This is a genomic window from Winogradskyella poriferorum, from assembly GCF_050618035.1.
GTDB classification, from domain to species: Bacteria; Bacteroidota; Bacteroidia; order Flavobacteriales; family Flavobacteriaceae; genus Winogradskyella; species Winogradskyella poriferorum_A.
The window spans coordinates 349207-375253 of sequence record NZ_JBODPY010000002.1 but is presented as its reverse complement, the minus strand read 5'-3'; the positions used below and the strand labels follow the sequence as shown (position 1 = coordinate 375253).

The 26047-nt window shown below is 33.7% G+C and carries 25 protein-coding genes; 13 read left to right on the top strand and 12 right to left on the bottom strand.

Annotated elements, in window-relative coordinates:
• The first annotated feature begins 64 nt into the window (after window positions 1-64).
• The gene (locus tag ACRHOC_RS06505; RefSeq protein WP_431157778.1) at window positions 65-2380 is read left to right on the top strand and encodes a T9SS type A sorting domain-containing protein; all 2316 of its coding nucleotides are present in this window, start codon (window positions 65-67) and stop codon (window positions 2378-2380) included.
• Window positions 2381-2755: 375 nt separating this feature from the next.
• On the opposite strand, the gene ACRHOC_RS06500 is transcribed toward ACRHOC_RS06505, so the two are convergent.
• Window positions 2756-3319 (bottom strand): biopolymer transporter ExbD, encoded by a 564-nt coding sequence (locus ACRHOC_RS06500; protein ID WP_431157777.1) that lies wholly within the window; start codon window positions 3317-3319, stop codon window positions 2756-2758.
• A 134-nt stretch (window positions 3320-3453) separates the two neighbouring features.
• On the opposite strand from ACRHOC_RS06500, the gene ACRHOC_RS06495 reads away from it, so the two are divergent.
• The gene (locus tag ACRHOC_RS06495) at window positions 3454-4962 is read left to right on the top strand and encodes a DEAD/DEAH box helicase (RefSeq protein ID WP_431157776.1); all 1509 of its coding nucleotides are present in this window, start codon (window positions 3454-3456) and stop codon (window positions 4960-4962) included.
• A gap of 94 nt (window positions 4963-5056) precedes the next feature.
• On the top strand, window positions 5057-5794 hold the full coding sequence (locus ACRHOC_RS06490) for a hypothetical protein (protein WP_431157775.1): 738 nt from the start codon (window positions 5057-5059) through the stop codon (window positions 5792-5794).
• On the opposite strand, the gene ACRHOC_RS06485 is transcribed toward ACRHOC_RS06490, so the two are convergent.
• Together ACRHOC_RS06485 and ACRHOC_RS06480 are read right to left on the bottom strand one after the other, a co-directional pair.
• The gene (locus ACRHOC_RS06485; RefSeq protein ID WP_431157774.1) at window positions 5784-6341 is read right to left on the bottom strand and encodes a pseudouridine synthase; all 558 of its coding nucleotides are present in this window, start codon (window positions 6339-6341) and stop codon (window positions 5784-5786) included. The two genes, ACRHOC_RS06490 and ACRHOC_RS06485, sit on opposite strands and share 11 nt — an antisense overlap.
• A 12-nt stretch (window positions 6342-6353) precedes the next feature.
• A complete protein-coding gene (locus ACRHOC_RS06480) occupies window positions 6354-7166 on the bottom strand; it encodes a DUF1853 family protein (RefSeq protein WP_431157773.1) in 813 nt (270 codons plus the stop codon).
• A 118-nt stretch (window positions 7167-7284) separates the two neighbouring features.
• Between ACRHOC_RS06480 and ACRHOC_RS06475 the strand changes: the two genes are divergently transcribed.
• Both ACRHOC_RS06475 and ACRHOC_RS06470 read left to right on the top strand, forming a co-directional pair.
• A complete protein-coding gene (locus ACRHOC_RS06475; RefSeq protein ID WP_431157772.1) occupies window positions 7285-9405 on the top strand; it encodes an elongation factor G in 2121 nt (706 codons plus the stop codon).
• 12 nt (window positions 9406-9417) lie between these two features.
• A complete protein-coding gene (locus ACRHOC_RS06470) occupies window positions 9418-9801 on the top strand; it encodes a hypothetical protein (protein WP_431157771.1) in 384 nt (127 codons plus the stop codon).
• Between the two features lie 56 nt (window positions 9802-9857).
• Here the strand turns inward: ACRHOC_RS06470 and ACRHOC_RS06465 are convergent, their stop codons facing one another.
• Window positions 9858-10574, bottom strand: a complete 717-nt coding sequence (locus ACRHOC_RS06465) for a T9SS type A sorting domain-containing protein (protein WP_431157770.1) — start codon at window positions 10572-10574, stop codon at window positions 9858-9860.
• 337 nt (window positions 10575-10911) lie between these two features.
• Here ACRHOC_RS06465 and ACRHOC_RS06460 point away from each other — a divergent pair, with 337 nt between their 5' ends.
• The gene (locus ACRHOC_RS06460; RefSeq protein ID WP_431157769.1) at window positions 10912-11472 is read left to right on the top strand and encodes a DUF4251 domain-containing protein; all 561 of its coding nucleotides are present in this window, start codon (window positions 10912-10914) and stop codon (window positions 11470-11472) included.
• Window positions 11473-11511: 39 nt separating this feature from the next.
• Entirely contained in the window at window positions 11512-12297 is a 786-nt protein-coding gene (locus ACRHOC_RS06455; protein WP_431157768.1) for a tRNA pseudouridine synthase A, read from the top strand.
• Here the strand turns inward: ACRHOC_RS06455 and ACRHOC_RS06450 are convergent.
• The 3 genes from ACRHOC_RS06450 to ACRHOC_RS06440 form a co-directional block, all read right to left on the bottom strand.
• Entirely contained in the window at window positions 12294-14021 is a 1728-nt protein-coding gene (locus ACRHOC_RS06450; protein ID WP_431157767.1) for a sodium:solute symporter family protein, read from the bottom strand. The genes ACRHOC_RS06455 and ACRHOC_RS06450 overlap by 4 nt on opposite strands.
• Before the next feature lie 91 nt (window positions 14022-14112).
• Window positions 14113-14529 (bottom strand): hypothetical protein, encoded by a 417-nt coding sequence (locus ACRHOC_RS06445; RefSeq protein WP_431157766.1) that lies wholly within the window; start codon window positions 14527-14529, stop codon window positions 14113-14115.
• Window positions 14530-14677: 148 nt separating this feature from the next.
• On the bottom strand, window positions 14678-14899 hold the full coding sequence (locus ACRHOC_RS06440; protein ID WP_114301470.1) for a hypothetical protein: 222 nt from the start codon (window positions 14897-14899) through the stop codon (window positions 14678-14680).
• Window positions 14900-15153: 254 nt separating this feature from the next.
• Between ACRHOC_RS06440 and ACRHOC_RS06435 the strand changes: the two genes are divergently transcribed.
• A complete protein-coding gene (locus ACRHOC_RS06435; RefSeq protein WP_431157765.1) occupies window positions 15154-15651 on the top strand; it encodes a Dps family protein in 498 nt (165 codons plus the stop codon).
• A gap of 87 nt (window positions 15652-15738) precedes the next feature.
• A complete protein-coding gene (locus tag ACRHOC_RS06430; protein WP_431157764.1) occupies window positions 15739-16416 on the top strand; it encodes a DUF2461 domain-containing protein in 678 nt (225 codons plus the stop codon).
• Here ACRHOC_RS06430 and ACRHOC_RS06425 read toward each other — a convergent pair.
• The 3 genes from ACRHOC_RS06425 to ACRHOC_RS06415 all read right to left on the bottom strand — a co-directional run bounded on the left by ACRHOC_RS06425 (window position 16413) and on the right by ACRHOC_RS06415 (window position 18469).
• A complete protein-coding gene (locus ACRHOC_RS06425; protein WP_431157763.1) occupies window positions 16413-16829 on the bottom strand; it encodes a glyoxalase in 417 nt (138 codons plus the stop codon). The genes ACRHOC_RS06430 and ACRHOC_RS06425 overlap by 4 nt on opposite strands.
• A gap of 115 nt (window positions 16830-16944) precedes the next feature.
• Window positions 16945-18189, bottom strand: coding sequence for a mechanosensitive ion channel family protein (locus ACRHOC_RS06420; protein ID WP_431157762.1), 1245 nt, complete (start codon window positions 18187-18189; stop codon window positions 16945-16947).
• The gene (locus ACRHOC_RS06415) at window positions 18176-18469 is read right to left on the bottom strand and encodes a DUF3817 domain-containing protein (RefSeq protein WP_431157761.1); all 294 of its coding nucleotides are present in this window, start codon (window positions 18467-18469) and stop codon (window positions 18176-18178) included. The genes ACRHOC_RS06420 and ACRHOC_RS06415 overlap by 14 nt, the downstream gene beginning before the upstream one ends.
• A gap of 149 nt (window positions 18470-18618) precedes the next feature.
• Between ACRHOC_RS06415 and ACRHOC_RS06410 the strand changes: the two genes are divergently transcribed.
• Genes ACRHOC_RS06410 through ACRHOC_RS06400 form a run of 3 tightly spaced genes read left to right on the top strand, consistent with a single transcriptional unit; the run spans window position 18619 to window position 20872 of the window.
• On the top strand, window positions 18619-19104 hold the full coding sequence (locus ACRHOC_RS06410; RefSeq protein ID WP_431157760.1) for a hypothetical protein: 486 nt from the start codon (window positions 18619-18621) through the stop codon (window positions 19102-19104).
• A gap of 7 nt (window positions 19105-19111) precedes the next feature.
• Window positions 19112-20392: an NAD(P)/FAD-dependent oxidoreductase gene (locus tag ACRHOC_RS06405; RefSeq protein WP_431157759.1), complete on the top strand. Its 1281-nt coding sequence runs from the start codon at window positions 19112-19114 to the stop codon at window positions 20390-20392.
• A gap of 12 nt (window positions 20393-20404) precedes the next feature.
• Window positions 20405-20872 (top strand): GyrI-like domain-containing protein, encoded by a 468-nt coding sequence (locus ACRHOC_RS06400; RefSeq protein ID WP_431157758.1) that lies wholly within the window; start codon window positions 20405-20407, stop codon window positions 20870-20872.
• Here ACRHOC_RS06400 and ACRHOC_RS06395 read toward each other — a convergent pair.
• Window positions 20861-21796: a peptidoglycan DD-metalloendopeptidase family protein gene (locus ACRHOC_RS06395; protein WP_431157757.1), complete on the bottom strand. Its 936-nt coding sequence runs from the start codon at window positions 21794-21796 to the stop codon at window positions 20861-20863. The two genes, ACRHOC_RS06400 and ACRHOC_RS06395, sit on opposite strands and share 12 nt — an antisense overlap.
• A gap of 325 nt (window positions 21797-22121) precedes the next feature.
• Window positions 22122-22388: a hypothetical protein gene (locus ACRHOC_RS06390; RefSeq protein ID WP_431157756.1), complete on the bottom strand. Its 267-nt coding sequence runs from the start codon at window positions 22386-22388 to the stop codon at window positions 22122-22124.
• Between the two features lie 358 nt (window positions 22389-22746).
• Here ACRHOC_RS06390 and ACRHOC_RS06385 point away from each other — a divergent pair, with 358 nt between their 5' ends.
• Entirely contained in the window at window positions 22747-26037 is a 3291-nt protein-coding gene (locus ACRHOC_RS06385) for a glycosyl hydrolase (protein ID WP_431157755.1), read from the top strand.
• The last annotated feature ends 10 nt before the right edge of the window (window positions 26038-26047 follow it).

The following is a 26047-nucleotide window of genomic DNA, read 5'->3' as shown; positions in this document are numbered from 1 at the left end:
CTGCGCTATGCACCTAAGTTGCCTTAAAAAAATGTAACTTACTGTCGTAAAAAATTAACTAAAAATGAAAATAAAACTACTACTCGTACTTTGGTGTCTAGCCATGGTATCTTTTGGTCAAACCATACCCGAGGATATCAAGCCACCAAGTTGGACCATTTCACATGAATTTGAAAATGTGAAACCTCACAAATTGCCTTCTTTCAATTTAAAAAGTTTGCAAGATGAAGATTTAATTAATGATCAAGATAAATCTAAACCTTGGCGATTTGGCCATGAGTTATATGTTGATCATGATTTTAATGAAGTGGGCAAATGGACAACCTTACCTAACGGAGACAAGATTTGGAGAATGTCCTACAAATCAGAAGGTGCTCATACTTTAAATTTCTATTTCGATATATTTTATATTCCAGAAGGCGCCAAACTGTATGTCTACAATAACGATAAGGATGATTTGTTAAGGCCATTTACGCATCACAATAACAATGCTGAAGAAGTGTTGGGCACTTGGCTTGTTAATGGAGAGCAAGCGTGGATTGAGTATTACCAACCCGCAAATGTTACTGGACAAGCTAAATTAACCTTAGGCTCAGTGGTACATGGATATAGAACCGCGGAGACTTACCAAAAAGCACTGAATGACTCTGGCGACTGTAACCATGATGTTGATTGTGATATTACACCACCAGGAGCAGATCCTTACAGTATTGACACGGTAAAGGAGAATATTAAAAAAGCTTCAGGTATGTTAGTAACTGGAAATACTGGATTTTGTTCAGGTACTTTAATAAACAATACTAATAATGATGGTACGCCATATTTTATGACGGCTAACCATTGCGGAAATAATGTTGGTGGATGGGCCTTTAGATTTAACTGGAGAAGTCCTAATCCTTCATGTGGCACAACGACACCAAGTACAAATGGTTCATTCAATCAAACTGTAAGTGGTGCTATTCTTAGAGCCAATAGTTCGCAATCGGACATGGAACTTGTTGAAATAACCGATGCAAGCTTTTTTAACAATAACCCAGATGTGGTATGGGTAGGATGGAATAATTCAACAACTCAAACACCAAACTTAAATTTTGGTATCCATCACCCAAGTGGAGATATTCAGAAAGTATGTAGAGACGATCAAGGTGCTACTAGAACTCAAACTAATTTCAATGGAAACCCTACAACACAAATGTGGCGTGTTGAAGATTGGGATTTAGGAGTTACAGAACCAGGATCTTCCGGATCTGGTATTTTTAACGAAAACGGAGAGCTAATTGGTGTTTTATCTGGTGGTGCCGCTGCATGTACTGGAACTAATGATAATGGAGGCTTTGATGTATATGGTAGATTTGGTGTAGCTTGGGATTTCGGTAGTTCTGCTGCATCACGTTTAAGAGACTGGTTAGATCCAGGAAATACAGGTGCTACGACATTAGGACAATTTCCTTCTCTTGAAACCTTTGATAATGATGCGAGAGCATCAGCAGGTGACAATAATGATGCACTTTTATGTAATGCTGGTTTTACTCCAAATGTTACACTTATTAATCCTGGTAATTTAAATTTAACATCCGCTACAGTAGAGTATTATTTGGACTCAGAACCTGCAACAACGATTAATTGGACAGGTAATCTGGCCAATGGACAAAGTGTGGTTGTAGCAAGTCCAGTTTATAATAATATCGCTCCAGGTAGTCATACCTTCACCATAATGGTATCTAATCCAAACGGTGTTCCTGATCAAAATACATCAAATGATAGTTTTGTATTTGGTTTTGAGGTGTCTCCTGAATTTTCAACGAATGAGATTATTCTAAATATAACAACAGATAATTATGCGAGTGAAACCACTTGGGAAGTAAGAAATAGTATTAATGTTTTAATTGCAAGTGGTGGTACTACTTACGCTAATGCGACAACTTATCAAGAAACAATAACAATTCCAGCTTTTGATGAATGTTATACGTTTACCTTATTTGATTCTTATGGAGATGGTATTTGTTGTGGATTTGGAACGGGATCTTATAATGTAGAAGATGAAAATGGTAATGTTCTTATATCTGGTGGAGATTTTGGTGCTTCTGAATCTATCTTATTCAAGGCCTTGGATCCATTAAGTATTGATGATGAGACGTTTGCTAATTTTGTGACCTTCTATCCAAATCCAGTAAAGGAAACATTAAATATTCGTACACAGAATGTAAATGAAGCTTTGGATTATGAAGTTGTAAATGCTTTAGGACAGCGCGTTACAAGAGGTAAATTAAATATCAACACACTTAATATTTTATCTTTAGAACAATTGAGTAGTGGTATTTACTTTATTAAACTAAGTAGTGAAAATAACAGCTTGGTACATAAAATTATTAAGGAGTAATTCCTTTAACTTACTACATAAAAAGGCCAGTTTTTCTAAAACTGGCCTTTTATTTTAATTGAATTTGATTAGGTTCAATTTTCATAATCTAATTGTTTCTAAGTCATCATCTAAACTATTAGATGTATTGACGATTCTTGATAAAGCTCTCATAACTGTTTGATTTAGTGATTGATGAATTGCGTTATTATCTGTAACGCCTCTTTTTGTTCCAAGTAAAACTTTTTGTTCCTACTGTCGTACCTGATAATTGATTGTTGTTTAAAGTTCTCATGATTTCTCGTTTTTTAATTGATTTACACATAATAGACGAGCATTAAACAAAAATGTTACAGTACTGTGCAATACATAGTAATGATTTAACAAATTTTAACGCTAAAAGTTCAAATTAGCCTCAGAAACAACAAATGGATAGGCGCTTTTAACCTCCTTCAATTCATTTTGAGAGAGTTCATCTGGTTCTTTATTAAAAATGGTTTTACTATAGTCATAACGCAATTTATAATAGGCCTTGGTTATTTCATCTTGCACACTAACGTATTGCTCATAATTTGCTTCTTTAGCATGACTCAGTGATAGTATAGCCTTTTTTGGATGTTCTGATGCCTCCAAACTTTTAGGGCCTTTACAATAATTACAGCTATTAGATCCATTATTATCTACAAATGTTATTATAGCGTCCTTTATATTTTCAATTTTTAGAACTTCGTCATTAACCAATACCTCGTTCTTTCCATTAATCATTATTCGTAAAAGATTCCGCTCTTCAATATCAGCAATACAATTTTCTCCAGTAGGGCAGAAGGGTGGCAATTGTCTCAACAGCCCTTTGTCTGCTGAAATTGTAGTAGTAACTAAAAAGAAAATAAGAAGTAAAAAGGCAATATCTGCCATAGAGCCTGCATTGACCGTTGCTGGCTGTCGTCTTGTAGTTTTCATAATTAAATATTTAAAATGTTAATATTTATAGATGCACAACAACAATACCAATCTTGTTAAAGGTTATTAACAATAACTACAAAAACTCTTATAATATGCTATTTTTGCAAAATTAACGATTTAGCAACCCATAAATGGCGACCCAAACCATAGACAATAATATATCAGAGAAAAGATTATATGATTATCAAATAAAGGATCTCAATCGCATTTTTGATGTGATGGATGAAGAGTCCGATAATTTTAATCTTCTTTATCAATTACCTACAGGTGGAGGTAAGACTGTAATCTTCTCGGAAATTGTAAGGCGATATATAGAAAAACACAATAAGAAAGTTGTAATTCTAACGCACAGAATTGAACTCTGCAAGCAGACATCTGATGTTCTTTCTGGTTTTAAAGTAAAGAATAAGGTCATAAATAGTAAGGTAAAAACCTTACCAGATCAAGACGACTACAAGTGTTTTGTGGCAATGGTGGAAACCTTAAATAATCGTCTTTCAGACAATGATTTTCAACTTAAGAATGTAGGACTGGTTATTATAGATGAAGCACATTACAACTCTTTTAGGAAGTTATTTAAGTTTTTTGAGGATTGTTTTATTCTAGGCGTTACAGCAACACCTTTAAGTAGTAATATCAAATTACCAATGAAGGATAATTATGATAAACTTATTGTTGGAGATGATATTGCTACACTGATAAAGAACGGTTTTTTAGCAACAGCTGAAATGTATCATTATGATGTTGGTTTAACGTCTTTAAAAATTGGTATTAATGGAGACTATACTGTAAAATCGTCTGAAGCGCTTTATACCAATTCCATAATGCAAAGCAAATTGCTTACAGCTTATGAAGAGCTTGCAAAAGGAAAAAAGACCTTAATTTTTAATAACGGTATCTACACTTCTAAGGAAGTTTATTACACGTTTAAAAAAGCAGGTTATAATGTGCAACATCTCGATAATACAGCCAGTAAGCAAGATCGTAAAGATATTTTAAAGTGGTTCAATACAACACCAGATGCTGTACTCACCTCTGTGAGCATTCTAACAACAGGCTTTGATGAGCCTTCAGTGGAATCAATAATTTTAAATAGAGCTACAAGATCGTTAACACTTTATTTTCAGATGATTGGTCGTGGTAGTAGAATTTATAAAGATAGAAGCACTTTTCAGGTTATAGATTTAGGTAATAATGTGGCACGTTTTGGTCCGTGGAGTCAGCCTGTAGACTGGCAGCATATATTTAAATATCCAGATTTATACTTAGAGAATATTATTGATGATGAATCGCTTGAACGTGATTTCGTTTATGTAATGCCAGATTCTGTGAAAGAGAAATTTAAGAACTCACCAAGTTTAGATTTTGATGTAAAGTCGACCTATAAAGAAGTCATAAAATCTGGTAAAAAGTCTTTTACTGTAATTGAGAAGTCAATTGCACAACACTCAAAAATGTGTATCGAAAATAGTGAGGATGTCTATGATGCTCGCGACTTAATTAAGCTCTTGCAAGATGACATTGCGTATCGTATTAAGCAGTATTGCTATTGTATTATGAACAGCACTGATAATTATAAAGATTGGTTGTTTGAAGAATACAACCGCAAATTAAGGATCAGTTTTAACGGTAAGTTTTAACGTATTTTTGTAAGGATTTCAATTATTTAGCGTTTATTTTGAAATAGGTATAGTTTTTGAAGCTTATAACAAAAGTCAACTTATCAAGACAAAAGTGAAAACCATAAAATTCATATTACTTTTTTTTAACATGTTTAGTGCTACGGTTTTGTTTTCACAAGTTAAAGACAAGCAGACTAAATCTATTAGAATACCTGCAGAAAAATCTAATAAGGAAAAGGACTCTATTCCCTTAAAGATTAAAGTTGCACCAAAACTAGAAAAAGAGGAGGATAAGTCTTCTGGTAAAGATAAAGATCGCAAAGAGTTTAGTCGTAAAGAATCAGAAAAGCCGTTTTCTATGGTTTATGATGATGGATTGAAAAACCCTGGTGAGATTTTTGAAAAACGTTGGAAAAAAGAATTGGTAAAGGGAGGTGTGGTTAAAACCATGTCCGATCAGTTTCTTGGAGAACATAATGTAGATACTAAGTTTGTAAATATCGTTTGTCGAGATCACGAATATCCAGATGGTGATAGAGTACAGATTACGGTTAATGGTTACATTGTTAAACATAATTTACTACTAACAAGTAGCTATAGACGTGTAGAAGTTAATTTGGCCCAAGGCAGAAATATAATAGACATCATAGCCCTAAACCAAGGTGAATCAGGCCCAAATACTGCAGAGTTTGTAGTTTACGATGACTCAGGAAGAGTCATATCGTCGAAAGAATGGAATTTATTAACAGGTGTAAAGGCAAGGATTGTCTTTAATAATGAGAAGGCTGTAATAAAGTCAAAAGACGATAGCAAAGAAGAAAGTGAAGGTGACGAGGCTTCTAATAATTAATAACTTCTACATCACCAGGTTTCATATTTCCAAGAGTTACATCTCCAATTCTCACCCTTATTAGTCGTAATGTAGGATAGCCTACTTTAGCAGTCATTTTTCTAACCTGCCTAAATTTACCTTCATTTAGAATAATTTTTATCCAGCTTGTAGGACCATGTTTATCGTCTCTTACAGGTCTCTCAATAATATGTTGTGTGTTTGTAAGCAAATCAACCTTGCAAGATTTGGTTAAATAGGATTCGCCTTTGTTGGTAATGAGAATGCCATTTTTCATTTTGTTAATGGCCTCATCTGTAATTAATCCATCAACCATAACATGATATTCTTTCTCGACTTTAGAACTTGTTATTTCATTACTAAACTTACCATCTGTAGTAAGGAGTAATAGCCCTTCTGATTTTTCGTCTAGTCGTCCCACTGCCATAGTGCCTTCAGGGAAATCATATAAGCTACCCAGTAATCGCTTCGATTTTCGCTTGGTCTGGTTATTTATAAATTGACTTAAATACCCATATGGCTTATATAACTTAAAGTAACTGTGCATTAAAATTAGAATTTACCACCATGTAATAAAGTGCTTATTTATTGTATTCTTTGGTGAATAGAGCCAACATAGAGGCGAGCGATGACTATCAATAAAACGTCTAATTATAGGATTTGCGTCTTCAAAATTAAGCCATTCGACGTTCTCATTAGGAATACAAAGCCATTCTAATTTAGAAGGTATATAAAATTGATAATCTTTAAAGCTATCTATTTTATCATAATTAAAATATGTCCCAATAATACAGTCGTTATTTAATGGTTCAATACTTACATTTTGACTGTTTAATGGAACAAACAATTGGGCTTTGAAGCAGGTTAGTTGCTTAATGGATTCTAAATCTATGTTGTCTAGGTGTGTTTTTGTTTCCTCTTTAAAAAGTAGAGGAAATTGCTTTGTACGAATCTTTTCCAATTTTAGATTTAAATTGTCTTTTCTGTTCGGACCAATCCAATTCTCGAGTTTAATTGTCTTATTAGAGTTATCTAAAAGATAGAATTTGTAGGCAATCTCCAAATGTATAGTTTGTCCATTTCGATCGAATAATAGGTCTAATTCACCAATGGTATTGTTGTTGTTTTTAACCTGAATGTTTTCTAAGATAATGGATGCATCCTTCTGGTTATCAAATTGCAACGAAACAAATTTCTCTACCCATTTACCAAGTCGAATCGAATTATTTTCTTTATCTTTAAAGGAGGTGTTTGTTGTCTCATCTGGCAAAAATTGCTCCAATCCATATACCTTTTTGTCCTTCCAAAGTAAGGGTGTGCTCTGAAAACCAGCGTACATATCTTCTAAAGTCTGCCTAGTAGGAATGCTCATGTTTTGATTTATCAAAAATATTCATAACCTAACTTATATCATGTTTTAAAATTATAAGTAAAGGTACCTTTAAGAATGCAATTTTTTAGACAATATAACTTCAAAAATCAATATAAATATGAAAGTATTCGATAACAAACACATTAAGAATGTGGCTTTTGTAGGTACGCATCGTGCTGGCAAAACCACCTTATCTGAAACCATGCTTTTTGAAGCTGGCCTTATTAATAGACGTGGTACTGTAGAACAGCAAAATACCATATCTGATTACCATGAGTTTGAGCACCAACGCGGTGCTTCTGTTTTTGCTACCCCTTTGCATACTGAGTGGCGTAACTACAAAATAAATATTATTGACACACCAGGATTAGATGATTTTATTGGTGAAATTATGTCTTCCATACGAGTTGCAGATACCATAGTTATGGTCATAAATGCAAAACATGGTGCAGATATAGGAACAGAAATTATTTGGAACTACGTTGATAAATATCACAAGCCTACATTATTTGTAATTAATAAAATTGATAGTGAAAAGGCCAATTTTGAAATGAGTTCTAATAGTCTTAAGGAATTGGTTGGGAAAAATGCAGTGCTGATACAATACCCAATAAAACTAGATGGAGCTCAATGCATCATTGATGTTTTAAAAATGAAGTGTTACAAGTTCAGGCCTGAAGGCGGTAAGCCTGAGAAATTACCTATACCAGACGATCAGATGGAATATGCGACCATGCTGCATAATGAATTAGTAGAAAAGGCTGCTGAAAACGATGAGGAACTAATGGAACATTTTTTTGATCGAGGGACCTTAACTGAAGAAGAACTTAGAAAGGGAATTAAGTTAGGAATGCTTAATCATGATTTCTTTCCGGTATTTTGTGTTTCTGCGTTAAAAGACATGGGATCAGGACGATTAATGGGCTTTATTGACAACGTTGCACCTGCTGCTTCCGATTTAAAACCTGAACAAACACTTGAAGGCGAATTAATAAAACCAGAGTTAAATGATGACACATCAATATTCGTTTTTAAAAATGTTTATCAACCTAATCTAGGACAGATTACCTTCTTTAAGGTTATGTCTGGTGAAGTTAATGTCAATGATAAACTTTTTAATACAAGGACAGGAGAATCTGAAACGCTAAATCAACTTTTTATAATGGATGGTAAAAAGAAGCATTCTGTTCAGAAACTAACCGTAGGAGATATTGGCGCCACAACCAAATTAAAGTATACTGAAACGAATGACACATTAGCAAAGAAAGCTGAAGCTGGTACTTTTAAACCAATTAAATATCCACAGCCTCGATTGGTTAAAGCAGTATTTGCCAAGTCCTCAACAGAAGAAGAAAAATTAAGTGAGGCCCTTAAGCGCATTCATAGTCAAGATTTAACCGTAGATCTAAGCTATAATAATGAAACTCATCAGACTTTAGTAGGTACGCAAGGGGAATTACATCTCTCAACATTAAATTGGTTATTAGAAAACATATATGATGTAGAAGCACGCTTTGAAGCACCAAAAATATCTTACCGAGAAACAATAACGCGTAGTGCAACAGCAAATTACAGACATAAGAAACAGAGTGGTGGCTCAGGACAATTTGGCCAAGTGCACCTTAAAATTGAACCCTATTACGAAGGTGTGCCAGAACCTGAAGGATTCTCAATAAGAGGTAAGGAAGAAGTAGATTTACCTTGGGATGGAAAATTAATATTCTACAACTGTATAGTTGGAGGTGTTATAGACCAACGTTATCTACCATCTATAATGAAAGGTATAATCGAGGTTATGGGATCTGGTCCGTTAACCAAGTCATTTATTAGAGATATTAGAGTTATGGTATATGACGGGAAAATGCATCAAGTCGATTCTAATGATATTTCTTTTAAAATAGCTGGAGCTCACGCTTTTAGAGAGGCTTTTTTAAATGCTAATCCAAAGCTTTTAGAGCCAATAGAACAAATGGAACTAAGGGTGCCAGAACAGATGGTTGGTAATGTAATGACGGAACTACAAAGTCGAAGAGCTGTTATACAGGGCATCGAAACCGAAGCACATTATCAGATACTGCGTTGTACAATTCCAACGGCAGAATTATCTGATTTCTCCAGTCAATTAAGATCAATCACACAAGGACGAGCGACGTATTCTTCAAATTTTGAAGGCTATAAAGCCGTACCAGGACATATACATAAAGAATTAGTTAAACAACAAGAATTAGTAACAACCTAAAATACAATCACTATGCATAGTAAAGTCATGTACTTAAGCGATCTCAAGTTTAATATAGAAACTTGGAAGCGCGAATTAAGATTTCATTTCAATGAAATGGATACGTTCGAAGAAAAACTAGAAGAAATTGTTCAAAGAGGTGATAAAGATTCTTTGGTAATGATTAAACTGGAAGTTTTTCAAAATAGAATTATGATCGAAAAAGATGCGATATCAAAATTATTACATCGATGCCGTAACAAAATGGCTAATATTAATAATGCGGATTTTAATGAAAATATAGATGGTAGGCTTCAGAATGAACAGCGCACATTAAGAGAAGATATGAGAACCTATATTAAATTACATTATGATCTAAAGGAAGAAATGATGGACTATTTCTTAGAAGTACTGTAAATTAACTAGAAAAGTAAAAGGCCACAGTTTTAAAATGCTGTGGTTTTTTTAATGTTTTATTTCAATATAAATTTTTCGGTACGTCTTTGTTCACCCTTAGTGGTTATTTCTACAATGTAGATACCACTTTGTAATCCATGTAGTTGTATTGTATTATCTCTAGATGTACTATTTAGTTTGCCACTTCTAACTTTAGTCCCATTAATGGCATATATACTATAGTTTGTATCCTGTTCTAATGTGCCTTCAATCATAAGACGACTAGTGCTCTGGTCTGTAAAAATATTAAGCTGTTCTAAGTTTTGGTTACCATTACTTAAAGCGTTAGCATCAAATCTCAGATAAAACCGACCAGAATCGAGTATAGCATTTTCTGCCAAGAACTGATAATTACCAGAATTAAGTAGAGTAGAAGTCCCAGTTAAACTATCATCTAAATAAATATTAATTGAATTAGGGATTGTGATTTCAGTTAATTTTACCGTGATCATTTCACCTTGATTTGCATGAATACCAATAGGAACAGTAATCCCATTCATCTCATTTTCACCAAGTGTTTGTATACCAAAAGGCATGCCTGTATTTTGCTCAACTAATAAAGAGTAGATTGAAAATGAAGGCGCCACACCACCAAAAAGTGAAGCGTCATAACCAGGATCTAATCCAGCAGTACCATTTGTATTAAAATAAATATCGGTTGTGAAATGGTTTGTACCATTATCTATCCGAACTTTTACAAGCCCTAAGTGGGAGCTGGCTGAATGACTTACCATACTTAAGAGACTGAAGCAGAAAAGCCCAGAAATTAGAACTTTTAAAAATGAGGGTCTAAAAATATATGAAAGTAACGGGTTGAGAGATTTCATGATAGATTTGTTGATTAATAGCGAGAATAAATGTATTAATTAAGGAGGCCTTAATTTGCAAACAATCGACGAAGCATCGTTATAAACGTTAATAGGTGATTAAAAGACATGTAATGCCATATATACCGTTAAAACAGCTACTACATAAATTACATTTTTAAATGATTACCACTTAATATTAACAGTTTATTGCGAATGTAAACTTCAATAAATCCTTATCTTTAAAAGTGAAAAAGGAAACTCCATGAAAGCACAGCTTTGTTTAGTTCTTTTTGTTGTTTTTACTTTCTTGAGTTGCAGTAGTACAAAACCTAAGTTGTCTGCTGAGGAACAACAAAAAAATGTACAGCTTATAAATTCAGCGCTTGCAACGAAGTCTTTTCAGTTTAATGCTGAATTTGCATATCCATTGCAATCCAATGATGTCATAATGGCTACAAATGCGCTGATGCGAGGCTCTCAGAATATTGGAGGTCAAATTAATTTATCTGGCAACTATGATTTTTTAAAAGTTGATGGAGAAACAGCAGAAGGTGATTTATCATATTTTGGGGAAATGCGAAATGTTGGTTATAATGATATTGCTGATAATAGCATTATTTTTTCTGGTGATTATACCGATTTTAATATTGATGAAAAAAGTAAATCAGACAAGTTCATAATTCAGTTTGACACTAATAATCAGGTAGAAACCTTTAGAATTAGAATGGTAGTATTTGATAATTTAAAAAGTAATATTATCGTTTACGGATCTAATAGAACAGCCATTAGGTATACAGGAACTTTCGAGCCTTTAATGGATTAATCCTTTGCAAATTCTCTTCAAATTGGCGTTCTTGCCCTCATGTTTAACAAAAGGTATTATTATTTAATAAAAATTCAATATTTAGGCTATCGGTTTCACGGTTGGCAAAAACAGCCCGATGTAAAGACCTTACACCTCATGATAGATCGTACTTTGAAGTATATTCTTGGCGATCAAAAATTTAAAACCCTAGGAGCAGGTCGGACTGACGCAATGGTTTCTGCAAATGAAGCGGCTTTAGAATTATTTCTATATAACGAACCCATAGAGGATTTAGATGCATTTTTGAATCTTTTCAATTATAATCTACCACAAGATATTAGGGTATTATCGATAAAAGAGGTGAGTAGTGATTTTAATGTAATTCAAGATTCTAAAATAAAAGAGTATCATTATGTGTTTTCTGAGGGTACAAAGAATCATCCATTCTGTGCACCAATATTATCTACAATATTAGATCCTTTAGATGTTGAGCTTATGCGTGAAGGAGCAAAGATATTTGAAGGGACTCATAATTTTAAACCATATTGCTATAAAGCTACTGATAAAGGTAAATACAATAGAACCATTGAACTATCTGAAATCGTTGATAATAACATTTACGAAGCTAATTTTTTTCCTAATAAAACTTACGTGTTTAAAATAAGAGGTAAAGGATTTATGCGTAATCAAATTAGATTAATGTTTGGTTGCCTAATTAAACTTGGTAAATATGAGGTTGACCTCGAATTTATTGCATCATCATTAAAAGAGGATAGCAATGTTGTAATGGATTACATTGCTCCAGCATCTGGATTAATATTACATTCACTCGAGTTTGATTAATGCGTTCTTGCAATAATTCTAACAATTACTACCACTGATATTGAACTAAGTAGCAGTAATATTACACCTTTAAGCAAATCGCCGTAAATAAAACTACCAATACTAAATAAGGTCGTATAAACGCCTAGTGTACCAACTAAAAACGCAATTAGCTTTAAACCAAACCCATCAAATTTTGATGACCCGGAAAATACAAGCTTATTAAATCCATCTAAAGTTTCAGTACTCGTTGGTTTTGTTAATAAGGTCACTACAATCCAACCGATAGTTGTAATAAAAACACCAGTTACTAATTGCCAATGTGTAGCTAATTCTACAATAGGTTCAGATAATTTCCCATTAATAAAGAAAAATAAAGCTATAGCGAATGAAATAACCATAGCAGCAATTTCGCTGTATGGATTTATACGATGCCAGAACCATCTTAATATGAACAATAAACCTGTTCCAGCACCTATTTGTAATAATAAATTAAATACATCCTTAGCAGACTGAAGATAAAATGAAAACAAGGCTGCCATAATCATTAAAGTAATGGTTGAAATTCTCCCAACAAGAACTTTCTGTTTTTCTGAAGCTTCTTTATTTATAAATCTGCCATAGAAGTCATTAACAACATATGAACTGCCCCAATTTAATTGCGTAGATATGGTACTCATAAATGCCGCAATTAAAGAGGTCATAACGATACCAATTAAACCGGCTGGTAAATACGTCATCATTGCAGCGTAAGCCACATCGTCCCCTTGCATTTCTGCAGTCAAATTAGGAAAAGCATTAGATAAGGTCCCTAAGTCTGGATAAATTACTAAAGAGGCAAGTCCAACTATTATCCATGGCCAAGGACGCATGGCATAATGCGCAAAGTTAAAAAATAGGGTTGCCCAAGTAGCATGCTTTTCATCTTTTGCTGCTAACATACGTTGTGCTATATAGCCTCCACCACCAGGCTCAGCACCTGGATACCAAGTACTCCACCACTGTACGGCTAATGGAATAATGAGAAGGGTAATAAGTGCTTCTGTATTACTAAAATCTGGGAAGAAGCTAAGTTTACCTGCAACACCCTCATGACTTAATAAAGTTTCTATTCCATTTATTTCTGGAAGATTAACGATATAAATGGTTGCCCAAATACTACCAACCATTGCAATAATAAATTGAATAAAATCTGTAATTAATACACCCTTTAGACCACCCAATGAGGCATAAAAAACTACAATTATTGAAGAATATATAAGCGTTTGTTCTTGCGAAAAGCCTAGTAGTATATTAGCAATTTTGGAACCTGCTAAGCAAACACCAGCCATTGTTATAACATTAAAGATAACACCTAAATAAATAGCTCTAAACCCTCTTAGAAAGGCTGCGCTTTTGCCAGAGTACCGTAATTCGTAGAACTCGAGATCTGTGGTAATACCACTACGCCTCCATAATTTGGCATAGAAAAAAACAGTGAGCATACCAGTAAGTAGCAAAGCCCACCAAACCCAGTTGCCTGAAACACCATCGTTCCTTACAAGTTCAGTCACAAGACCTGGTGTGTCAGCTGCAAAAGTTGTTGCAACCATACTCACACCTAAAAGCCACCAAGGCATATTTCTGCCGGATAGAAAAAATTCGTTAGTATCCTTACCTGCACGTTTTGATACATATATACCGATAAAGGCAAAGAGGCTTAAAAAAAAGATGATGATTATCCAGTCTAGAGTGTTTAATTGCATAATTTTTATTTATAATCAAATCTAACATATTATAACTAAAAAAGGTACTAGCGATTTACTAATACCTTTTACGGATTGGTTGGTTAACATTTTAATGTATCCAACTTTTTTTTGTGGCATGTTTTGCAAACAGATAAAGTAAAACCGCTGCAGCAATAACAATTATAGCCATAACCATACTGTCTGTATACCCTTTAATTATGGTGTATCCCATTTGGGTAAGAACAGCTAATAATGACAGTAGAAATAAAGGTTTTGCCAATTTCTTTTTTAATAATAACAATAGAGATGCTAGTGCGCCACTAAAGACAGCAACAGCAAAGGCTCCAGTAACCCAAGCAGGCATATTAGCTGCAATATCGAGTTGTTCTGGTGTGTACATTTCTCTATAACTTTCGGTATTATAGGCTTGTTGTAAATAAGCATTTACACCCATGGCATTCCATACGAGTGCTAGGACTCCAATGATCCAAAACCAAACAGGTGGTTTTTGTGACAAATTAGACATAATAAAATTGATTTAATTAGTAATTAGTTAGTTTTTACACAAACCAATTTATAAAAAATCAAATAAATGATGTGCTGATGAAACATATGGGCATAAAAAAAGGGTGAAAGTTTTTAGCCTTCACCCTTTAAGTTTAATATTAAGTATTTTATTCTACGACATGTAATTTTGGCTCCTTATCAACAAATTTACCGTTAACCGATTCACCAAGAATAATAACTTCTTTAGATCTTTCGTACATTTTTATTGCACGGTGCATTTGTAATTTAGTTCCACTGTAAAGTTTAACACCTGATTTTGAGCCTTTGTTTCTAATTTCAATGTAAAAACCATCCTTTAATTTGGTTGGTCTTGTTGCTGGTCTACCCATAAATTTAATGTGAATTTTAAAATAGTACTGCATGATAGTGAAAATAAAGTCGCTACGCAAGTTTATTTTTTAACATTTCAAAAATGTACGATAATTCCACACTTTTGCTTTAACATTTGCCCGTTTACTTAACAAAATATTAGGTTAAACTGGTCCTCATTTCGTTAAACCCTGTTAAGACCCTTGACATTGCATTACATAACTATATATTAAATAGTGAAAGAAGTTTAACACAAAAAAAGAAAACAATAGTTATGAATTACTTAAATATGAATGACGACAAATTATTACCAACTGTTGTAGAACTAAACACCCTATTAGCAGACTATCACATTTATTACCAGAACCTAAGAAATTTTCATTGGAATATTCTAGGAGAGAATTTTTTTGAATTACATCAAAAGTTCGAGGACCTATATATAGAGGCACGTGAGAAGATTGATGAAATTGCTGAACGTATACTCACTTTGAGATATCATCCTATGAGTAATCTAAAGGATTATTTAGAAGCCTCATCAATAAATGAAGTCTCTGCAGAGTTGACCGACGTAGAAATGGTAAAATCTATATTAGAAAACCATAGTATTTTATTAAAACAAATGTCCAAAGTCATCCGTAAGGCAGAAGCTACCAATGATGAAGGAACCATTGATTTAATCGGTGCTTACATACGAGATATTGAAAAAAGTAGTTGGATGCTAGATGCGTTTACAAAAGAAACAGCCTCTCAATTAAATGATAGCCTTGTGTAAACGATATATAACAATTTATAGTTAAGACCTCGTTAATTAGCCATCTATTAGGATGGCTTTTTTTAATTTTAGAGGAAATAAAATTTTATGAATAATAGAATACCTAAAGAAACATTACCCTTTTTAAAAAAGCTTTCAAAAAATAATAATAGAGATTGGTTTAATGATAATAAACCAGAATTTAAAGCCATAGAATCGCAAGTAAAAGCAACTTATAATGCTTTAGGTGAGCTTTTAAATCAGCATGATCAGATAGATAAGGTAAAAGTATTTAGAATATATAGAGATGTCCGTTTTTCTAAGAATAAACTGCCTTATAAAACGCATTTTGGAGGTTCGTTTCACAGAAAAAAACCTGAATTAAGAGGTGGCTATTATTTACATATTCAACCCAATAATGAATCCTTTATTGCCACAGGATTTTGGGAACCCAATAAAGAAGATCTTTTAAGAATTCGAAAGGAATTTGAAATGGATGATAGCGAAATGAGAGATATTCTGAAAAAGGATTCTTTCAAGTCAACTTGGGGAGGATTTGTTGGTGATGAACTTAAAACAGCACCTAAAGGCTTTGATAAAGAACATCCAGCTATAGATCTTATTAGAAAGAAGCAATATATCTTTATCAAGAAATATTCAGATAAGGAGGTGCAAGCTTCAAATTTTATAGACCATGTCAATGAAGCATTTATCGAAATAAGGCCGTTTTTTGATTATATGAGCGATGTCTTGACCACCAATTTAAATGGTGAATCTTTGCTCTAAACTGCTTTTAAAACTTCAGGCTTAACAAACAATTGAATACTATTAATCAATCGGTTCTTTACAATATTCATCATACGCTTATTTAAGGCTGATGAATTGAGAATATAAGTTTCGTATTCTTCGATAGTAAATTGTCCAATAATCATGCCCTTTATGGAGTTTCTAAACTTCATATCCTTGTGAATAGCATTATCTATATAATCCAACTGCTTTTGTAAAGACAATTCGTAAAAGACATTTTTACGTTTTACAATGTAATTATTAAAAACTGCAATAAATAGATTGTGTTGCATCTTAATGATTGGTCGGAGCGTCTTGTTCTGAAACTTTTCATCAGCGCTCATGGTATCATAAATTTTAGCAGATGCAATTACTGGTCTAATAGCATGTAGGTCTTCAGATCGTTTGTTCATGATATAGGTCTTTGGATTAACTGGGAATTAAATTTAGTTATTAACGAACTTGAGAATGCTTGCAGACAATTATGTTGTTAACTTTCTTATTAACAATAGTATTTTGAAGCAGGTTTTAATCAGAGTTTGAGACACTTAGTTCATAGATTTCCAAATCAAAATAAGCAACTGATGCTAGTACATGATCAAAAATATCACCTATTATAAACTCATAATTCTGCCATCTTATGTCTGAACTAAACGCATATATTTCCATAGGAATTCCTTGTGGTGTAGGCTCTAATTGACGCACCATTAAAGTCATTTCCTTATTTATGGCAGAATGTTTTTCGATATAGGTTTGTAGATATTTCCTAAAAACGCCGAAGTTGGTAAGATTTCTACCGTTTATTAAAATGGACTTATCGACATTATTATCCTTATTAAATTTCTTTATTTCGTCTGATCGCTCTTTGATATAATGAGAGATAAGCTCTATCCCTTTAAAACGCTCAATATCCTCGTCATTTAAAAACTTTATAGTAGACGTTTTTATTATTACAGATCGTTTTATTCGTCTTCCACCAGACGACATCATACCTCGCCAATTTTTAAATGAATCAGAAATTAAGGCATAGGTAGGAATCGTTGTAATTGTTTTGTCCCAATTCTGAACTTTAACTGTAGCTAAACTTATTTCGGTTACATCACCGTCAGCGCCATATTTTTCGAAGGTAATCCAGTCTCCAATACGTACCATATCATTAATGGTTACCTGAATGCTCGCTACAAAACCTAAAATGGTATCTCTAAAAACAAGTAAAATAACAGCAGAAGCAGTTCCAAGAGAGACGGCAAATTTTATAAAAGTTAAACCGGTTAAAATTGAGAAAATACCAAATATCCCAAGTATCCAAGCAAATATCATAAACACTTGAATGTAACTATCTACTGGTTTGTCCTTATAGCTCGGTAAAGTTTTCAGATAATCCTTTATAGAGTTTAAAAAGCTTCTAATTATCCTAAGCGTTAAAAGGACAGCAATGACTTTTAAGGTTTTCTCAATAATATCCTCAGCATATTCAAAGTCTGCAAACACATCTGGCACAAACTCTATAAGAATAACAAGTGGAATAATATGAGCAATATTTCTTGGTAGTTTATTGTTTATAAGTATATCATCGAAATTTGTTTTTGTTCGATTTGCTACACCAGCAGAAAAACGCCATAATAGCCTTTTGGTAATAAAGTCTATGATAAACGCAATTAATAACAAGGCAATAAGCAAGCAAAACATATTTAAATATTCTGCTGAAGTCTCAGACATGCCATGCTCTACGAGCAAATCATAGATGTAATGTTTTATGTTAAGCTTTAACATTTCTCAAATATTTTTTATCAATATAGAATGTTCCAAATGGAATAATTGAAGCCACTAAAGCTACAAATAAGGTTTTATTTGACCATTTTAGATCAGCACTTATCATCACGGCCATAATAAGATAGGCAATAAATAATAAGCCATGAGGCATACCTAATAGTTTTACAAATTGTGGATCATCTAATCCGTATTTAATAGGTACTGCAATAAATAATAAAAGGATGTAGGATAGACCTTCTAATAAAGCAATAATTCGAAATAACTTAAGTTGCTTTAACATGTAGATAATTTTTGCAAAAATACATATCAATTATTTTTAAAATTATGATTTTAACAGCTTTTAAGAAAATAATAAAATCTGTCCTACGAATGCTTACCTTTAATGCATATTAAGCCACTTATCTAATTAAAAAGTTTTATTTTTCAGGTATGAAAAAAATCAAAGTACTTCAGCACTCAAAACTAGCTATTATCATAGCTTTTTTTGGTTTTTTATCCCAAATATCAGCACAATCTTACAGTGCAGATAATACTACATTGCAAAGCACCTATGAAAATTCAATTAAGACTATAGAAAGTCAATCCTATGAGTTTAGAGCTTACTTAAGTTTTGATGGTTTTAAGAGAACCAAAAATGCAAGTAAAGTATCCATTAAAAATAAAAGCATTACTGGAACTTTAATAGCCTTAGAAGGTGACAATTCTAATGTACTTAAATTTAATGATCAATCCATTAAAGGGTACAAGGTAAATATTGATGAAGCAGGTAAAGTTATCGATCTTAATTTTAGAAGTACAATTAATGGTGTTGGGTACAAATTTGACATTAAAATTTTGCTAAATGGCAACGCTGTTATGACTGTTTTTAATGCTAATAATTCTATGGAATATAGAGGTAATGTGGTAAGAATTTAGATCGAATATGGAGCGTGAAGAGTATATAATATATATTATTGGTGCTGGTGTAAGTGGATTGATTGCAGCCAAAACACTAGAAGATAATGGTTATAGGCCAATAATTTTAGAATCTACTAATGAAGTCGGAGGTCGTGTAAAAACGGATATTGTAGAAGGCTATCAATTAGACCATGGTTTTCAAGTGCTTTTAGAGGCTTATCCTAAAGCCCAAGAATTTCTTAATTACAGCGACTTAAAATTACAATCCTTTTTACCAGGAGCAATAATTTATAACAATGGAAAGTCACAGACCATAGGTGACCCTTTGCGCAATGGAAGTTTATTCTGGTCCACAGTAATGGCCAATGTAGGCAGTCTATCTGATAAATTGAAAATATTTAAACTGAACAATCGTCTCAAGAAAAAATCCATCAATAAGATTTTTAAATCTAAAGCTGTAACCACTATAGAGTATTTAAAAGCTCAAGGATTTAGCAATAACGTAATTGATCAATTTTTTAAACCCTTCTTTTCAGGTATTTTTCTTGAGTCGGAATTGCAAACATCGAGTGTGATGTTTGAATTTGTATATAAAATGTTTGGAGAAGGTCTTGCAACTTTACCAAAAGGAGGTATTGGCGAAATTCCCAAACAACTGGCTTCAAGCTTAAAGCATACCGAAATTAACTTTAATACTAAGGTTAAAGCTGTAAATGATGATCATATATTATTAGAGACTGGAGAAAAATTTAAGGCTCATTTTACGGTTATTGCCACAGCGCCTAGTCCTTTAGTCGCTAACCTTAAGAATCAACCTGTGCAATGGAAATCGTGCTACAATTTATATTTTGAAACTGAAAGCAGAGACATAGCAAAGCCATTGATAGGTTTAATTTCAGATAAGGAAGCACTTATAAATAACATCTTTTATCACAATAGTGTCCAAACACAACAGAAAGGTGATAATGAGCTTTTATCTGTAACTGTGGTTAAATCCCATGAGTTAAGTGAAGAAGAACTCATTAAAAGAGTGGAAACTGATTTAAAAACCTATTGTGGCATCGACACTAAAAGACATTTAAAAACTTACCATATCAGAAAAGCACTCCCAGATTTAGAGCATCTGCAATATGAAATTTCACCTACAGAAACACAACTTAAAACCAATATTTACCTTGCTGGTGATCATCTTTTGAATGGCTCTTTAAATGCGGCCATGCTTTCAGGTGAGCGTGCAGCGCAAGGTTTGATAATGAGCATTGAAGATGGCCTGGTAATCGAAAACCTATCAACAGAATATATTTAAATACCTCATATTTTGAACCCTAACATCATTACAATTTCCGAAAAATATGTTGTCGGAATGCAAGGCACAATGCATCATGGCGAAATGCACAATATTATTGCGCTTTGGAAGCAATTCATGCCAAATAAATTTAAAATCAATAATACTGTAAATGAAGAACTTATCGCTTTACAATATTATGGCGATTTTAATGATACCAGTAAGTCTTATGAAATAATGGCTTGTGCTGAAGTTGAGGATCTTAATCATATACCTGAAGGTCACATAGGTTTTACAATACCAGAAGGTGAATATGCGGTATTTGTATTAAAAGGTATGGATGCAGGTGGTCTCTACAGGAAAATTCTAGGGGAGTGGTTACCAAATTCTGGCTACGAAATTGATGACAGACCTCATTTTCAGGTCATGGGTAAAAAGTACATTAATGGTAGTGATAAATCCGAAGAAGATTTTTATATACCCATTAAATCAAAGCTCTAGAATTAATTTTTGGCCTATTCTTAAGGTGGAATTACGTCTTATCGAATTGGTCTTGCAGATTGAAGCAATTGTTATGTTGTTTCGTTTTGAAATTCGTGATAAGGTATCACCACTGCGCACAACATAGACTTTGGTCTGTTTAATCAAACTTTTATCAGCGTCTTCTTTTGTTTCATATAGTGCCAACTTAGAACGACGCCTAGCATTATGAAAATGTGCTCTGGTCCATTTTTGAGTTACCCATAATTCTTTAGCTCTAATTTTGTTTGCCTCAGAAAAATCGAACAAATATTCAGGATGAATATACTCGCCTTTATAACTCGTCACTAAATGCAGATGGCTTCCTCTTGAGTTTCCAGTATTCCCACCTTTACCTAAATATTGACCTTTAGACACAGTGTCATTGGCCTTAACAGCAATGCGAGATAAATGCGCATAAGTGGTTTCTAAACCGTTATAATGTCTCACTACCACAGTTCTGCCATGTCCATGACTATAGCGTGCAAATCGTACAATACCATCTAACATAGAAACTACAGAATCACCCGTTATAAGATCTATATCTATACCTTTGTGCGCACGACCACGACGCCAGCCATAGCGCGAGGTGATGACTTTTTCTTTATTTATAGGAGATTCATAAACCGAATCCTGAAACTCCAATCTAAAAGGGTAATCTATCACATAGTCTTTGTATGGATTGTAAACAGTTGTATCCCAAAAAGCACCTTTAATGTCAATTTTTGAAGCATTTAAAATGCGATCTTTAGTAACAATTGGAATTTCAACTTCTTTTGGTTGGATAGGTTTGTTGTAAGAAGGCAGTGGAAGCTTAATTTTTAAGCTTTTATTCTGAAGGTTCTCTTGTGACTGTACTATAATTGTACACACAAAAAATAATAAACAAAGGGCAATATTTCTCATTAAAGATAACGTCTAAAATAAAGACGAACGCAAAAATATAATAATTATTATTTCACGCAAAAAGCTTTAACTACACCTTAATTTTTTCTAAATATAAAGTCTCCCAATATTTTTTGTTATTGTGTTAGTGCATTTGATAATTTATACATGATAGAATAATGAGGCCATTGTTTAGGGATTTAAAATTATAACTAAGCCACAGTTTTCATTACCAAAAAGTATTCTAATGAGATTTTATACTAATTATTCTTAAATTTCACCTAACAAAAAAACCGATGAATACACCGGTTTTAAATTTTGAATTAATTATTAAGTAAAATTTGCTTTATGCAGACTTGCGTGTATCTACGTTCTGTTTTAAATGTAGTAGTCCGGCCACAATGGCATCTAATTCGTTTTCTAGAAAACGAGGGTTGCGTTTGCTAAATCCTTTAATTTCGTTACTGTACAATTCAACACCACCATGTTTTATGCAAACGCTATACATATCGCTATCTGCATCAAGGTTAATAGAAGTTCTGTAATCACTAAATGAAAGTAACCAGTAACAAAGACTATTGATCTGATTAAATAAAGAAAAATTTGTATCCATAACTTTTAGGTTTAATAAATAGATTCTGGGGCAATCCGAAAACGAATTTACATAGACCTTAAGCTCGCATTTTAATTTTTTGATAAAGGGCAATTATCAACCGATTAAAAACACTATTTTTTTTCAATCCTCGACAAACGGTAAGATTTGGATAAATTCTTAGATATGATTTTCATTGTACAATTTGCTTAAATGGAGATGAAATTCTTCTAAATTTTATAATTTTCTTTGGAAATAGTGCTACCCAAATAAAGTATCTTTAAGGATCTAAAACTTGTGCGTTAATTACTTATTAATTCCAAGTTTTAGACATCAACTAATTCAAATAAAATCTAACCAACCATCAGATTTCTTCACTATGAAAAAATTATCTATAGTTATACTGAGCGTATTGCTTAGTATGAGCTCAGTTTGTGATGCCCAAAAAAAATCTAAAAAGAACACAACAACTAAATCACCACTAGATGAGATCAGTATCTCAGGTCTTAAATGGCGTAATGTTGGTCCTGCATTAACTTCTGGACGTATTTCAGACTTTGCTTTTAATCCTAATAATCCTTTTGAGTACTATGTAGCAACCTCTTCTGGAGGTGTATGGAAAACAGTGAATTCTGGTGTTACTTATAAACCTATTTTTGATTCACAAGGCTCTTACTCCATAGGATGCGTAACCATGGACCCTAACAATTCTAATGTAATTTGGGTTGGAACTGGTGAAAATAATAATCAGCGTTCGGTCGCTTATGGCGACGGAATTTATAAATCCATGGATGGTGGAAATTCATGGAAGCACATGGGCTTAAAAAAATCTGAGCACATTGGGAAAATTATTGTTCATCCAGATGATTCTAATGTTGTTTATGTCGCTGCTATAGGTCCATTGTGGAGTAAAGGCGGTGAACGTGGATTATATAAAACAGAAGATGGTGGCGAAACCTGGAGCTCTATTATTAAGGTAGATGAACATACAGGTGTTAATGATGTGGTTATGGATCCAAGAGATCCTAATGTATTGTATGCTTCAACACTACAGAGACGTCGCCACGTATTTACTTATGTAGGTGGAGGACCAGGATCTGGCCTTCATAAAAGTATTGATGGTGGTAAAACCTGGTCTAAGATTCAAACTGGATTACCTAATGTAGAATTAGGTCGTATTGGTTTGGCCATTTCTCCTGCAAACCCTGAAATTATTTACGCTATTGTTGAAGCGGCGAATGGTAAAGGCGGATTCTTTATGTCAACCAATAGAGGCGCGAGTTGGGAAAAGCGTAGCTCACATGTTACAAGTGGAAATTATTACCAAGAGATTATAGCCGATCCTGTCGATGAGCATACCGTGTATTCTATGGATACTTGGATGTCTGTAACTCATGATGGTGGCAAATCTTTCAATTTAGTAGGAGAGGACACCAAACACGTAGATAACCATTGTATGTGGATTAATCCTAATAACAACAGACATTTTGTAGTAGGTTGTGATGGTGGTATCTATGAAACTTTTGATGGAGCCAAGACCTGGGATTTTAAAAAGAACTTGCCAGTCACACAATTCTATAAAGTAGCAGTTGATAATGATTATCCTTTTTATAATATCTATGGTGGTACCCAAGATAACTTTAGTTTAGGTGGGCCTTCACGTGTATTAACCAATCATGGTATACGTAATTCTGAATGGTTCATAACTAATGGAGGTGATGGATTTGAGTCGCAAATTGATCCTAACAATCCAAATATTGTCTATGCACAATCACAGTATGGCGGTTTAGTGCGTTTTGATAAAAAAAGTGGAGAATCTGTTGGTATTAAACCTAAAGCAAGGCAAGGTGAGAATGCGTATCGCTTTAATTGGGATGCACCTTTAGTCGTTAGTAGACATGTGCCTGGAAGGTTATATTTCTCAGCTGAGAAAGTGTTTAGATCAGATGATTATGGTAACAGCTGGGCGGTTTTAAGTGAGGATTTGTCGCAACAGATTGATAGAAATAGCCTCAAAGTGTATGATCGTGTGGTAAGTATTGATGCCGTTATGAAAAATGGTTCTACTTCTCTTTATGGTAGTATTGTAGCCTTTTCGGAATCACCATTAAATAAAAACTTATTAGCCGCTGGAACTGACGATGGTCTTATATATATTTCTGAAGATGGTGGTCAGAGTTGGAGAAAGATATCTAGCGTTCCTGGAGCTCCGAGTCAATCTTATGTAAATAGTGTATACTTATCGAAACACAATGAAGATGTAATCTATGTGGCCTTTAATCACCATAAATTTGGTGACTTTAAGCCTTATATTTTTAAGTCTACTAATAAAGGGCAGAGTTGGACAGCAATTCAGTCTAATCTTCCTGAACGTGGCAGCGTCTATGCGATTGAAGAAGACCATGTTGACCAAGAATTAATCTTTGTAGGTACGGAATTTGGTGCTTTCTTTTCGCCTAATCAAGGTCAGAACTGGAAACAACTTAAAAATGGACTTCCAACCATTGCTGTTAGAGATATTGCCATTCAAGAACGTGAAAATGATTTGGTATTAGGAACATTCGGAAGAGGATTTTATGTCCTAGATGATTATTCGGTATTACGAAATATTGAGAATGCTAAACCAGCAGATAAGGCAGAAATATTTCCGGTAAGAACCGCTTTAATGTGGGAGCAGAGTAGCCCACTAGGATTACCTGGAAAATCCTTCCAAGGTGATAATTTCTATACGGCAGATAACCTGGGGCCAGAAGCCCTTATTACCTATTACTACAATAAAGATTTCAAATCCTTGAAAGACGAACGTCAGAAAGCTGAAAAGGAATTATTAAAATCTAATAAGGATACGCCTTATCCAAGTTATGAGGCACTTAAGGCAGAAGGTGAGGAGTCTAAAGATGAATTAGTGTTTACTATTAAGGATGCTGACGGTAAAGTGGTTAAGAAAGAATTTAGACCAGCCAAGAAAGGCGTACAACGCTTCCACTGGAATTTAAGATACACTCTTCAAAATCCTATTAATTTGCGACAGCCAGCATTCTATAACCCATTTGGAGGTAGAGATGAAGGGACGCTTGTAGCACCAGGAAATTACACTGTGGAAATGGGCTTACTTAAGGATGGAAATGTAACTAATTTGACTTCTCCAGTTTCCTTTGAAGTTAAAGCCTTGAATAATGTTGAAATGCCTGCGGATAACAGAATGGAGAAAGTGGCATTTCAAAAAGCATTGGCAAAATTACAAGCAGATTTTGGTATCGCGCAAAATTTAATGTCAGAGTCTCGTAATAAACTGCGATACATTAAAGAAGCTATTAAACGTGCCGAGCAACCCTTAGGAAACTTATCTGGTTCAGTTGTAGCTATAGAAAATCAATTAGATGCACTACAAATTGAAATGTATGGCGATCCGGTAAAACGTCGTTTAGATATAGATCAACCACCATCACCAGCAAGTCGATTAGGATCAATTGGGTACGAGCAAAAGTATTCTACCGCAACGCCAACACAAACCCATCGAGATAGCTATACTATTGCAAAAGACCAAGTTAAGGCCATTAAATCAAAGATGGAGCGTATTTTTAATCAAGACCTTAAAAACTTAGAACAACAACTTATAAACGCTGGTGCTCCATATACACCAGGACGTGGTTATGAAAACAGAAACTAAAATGAAACAC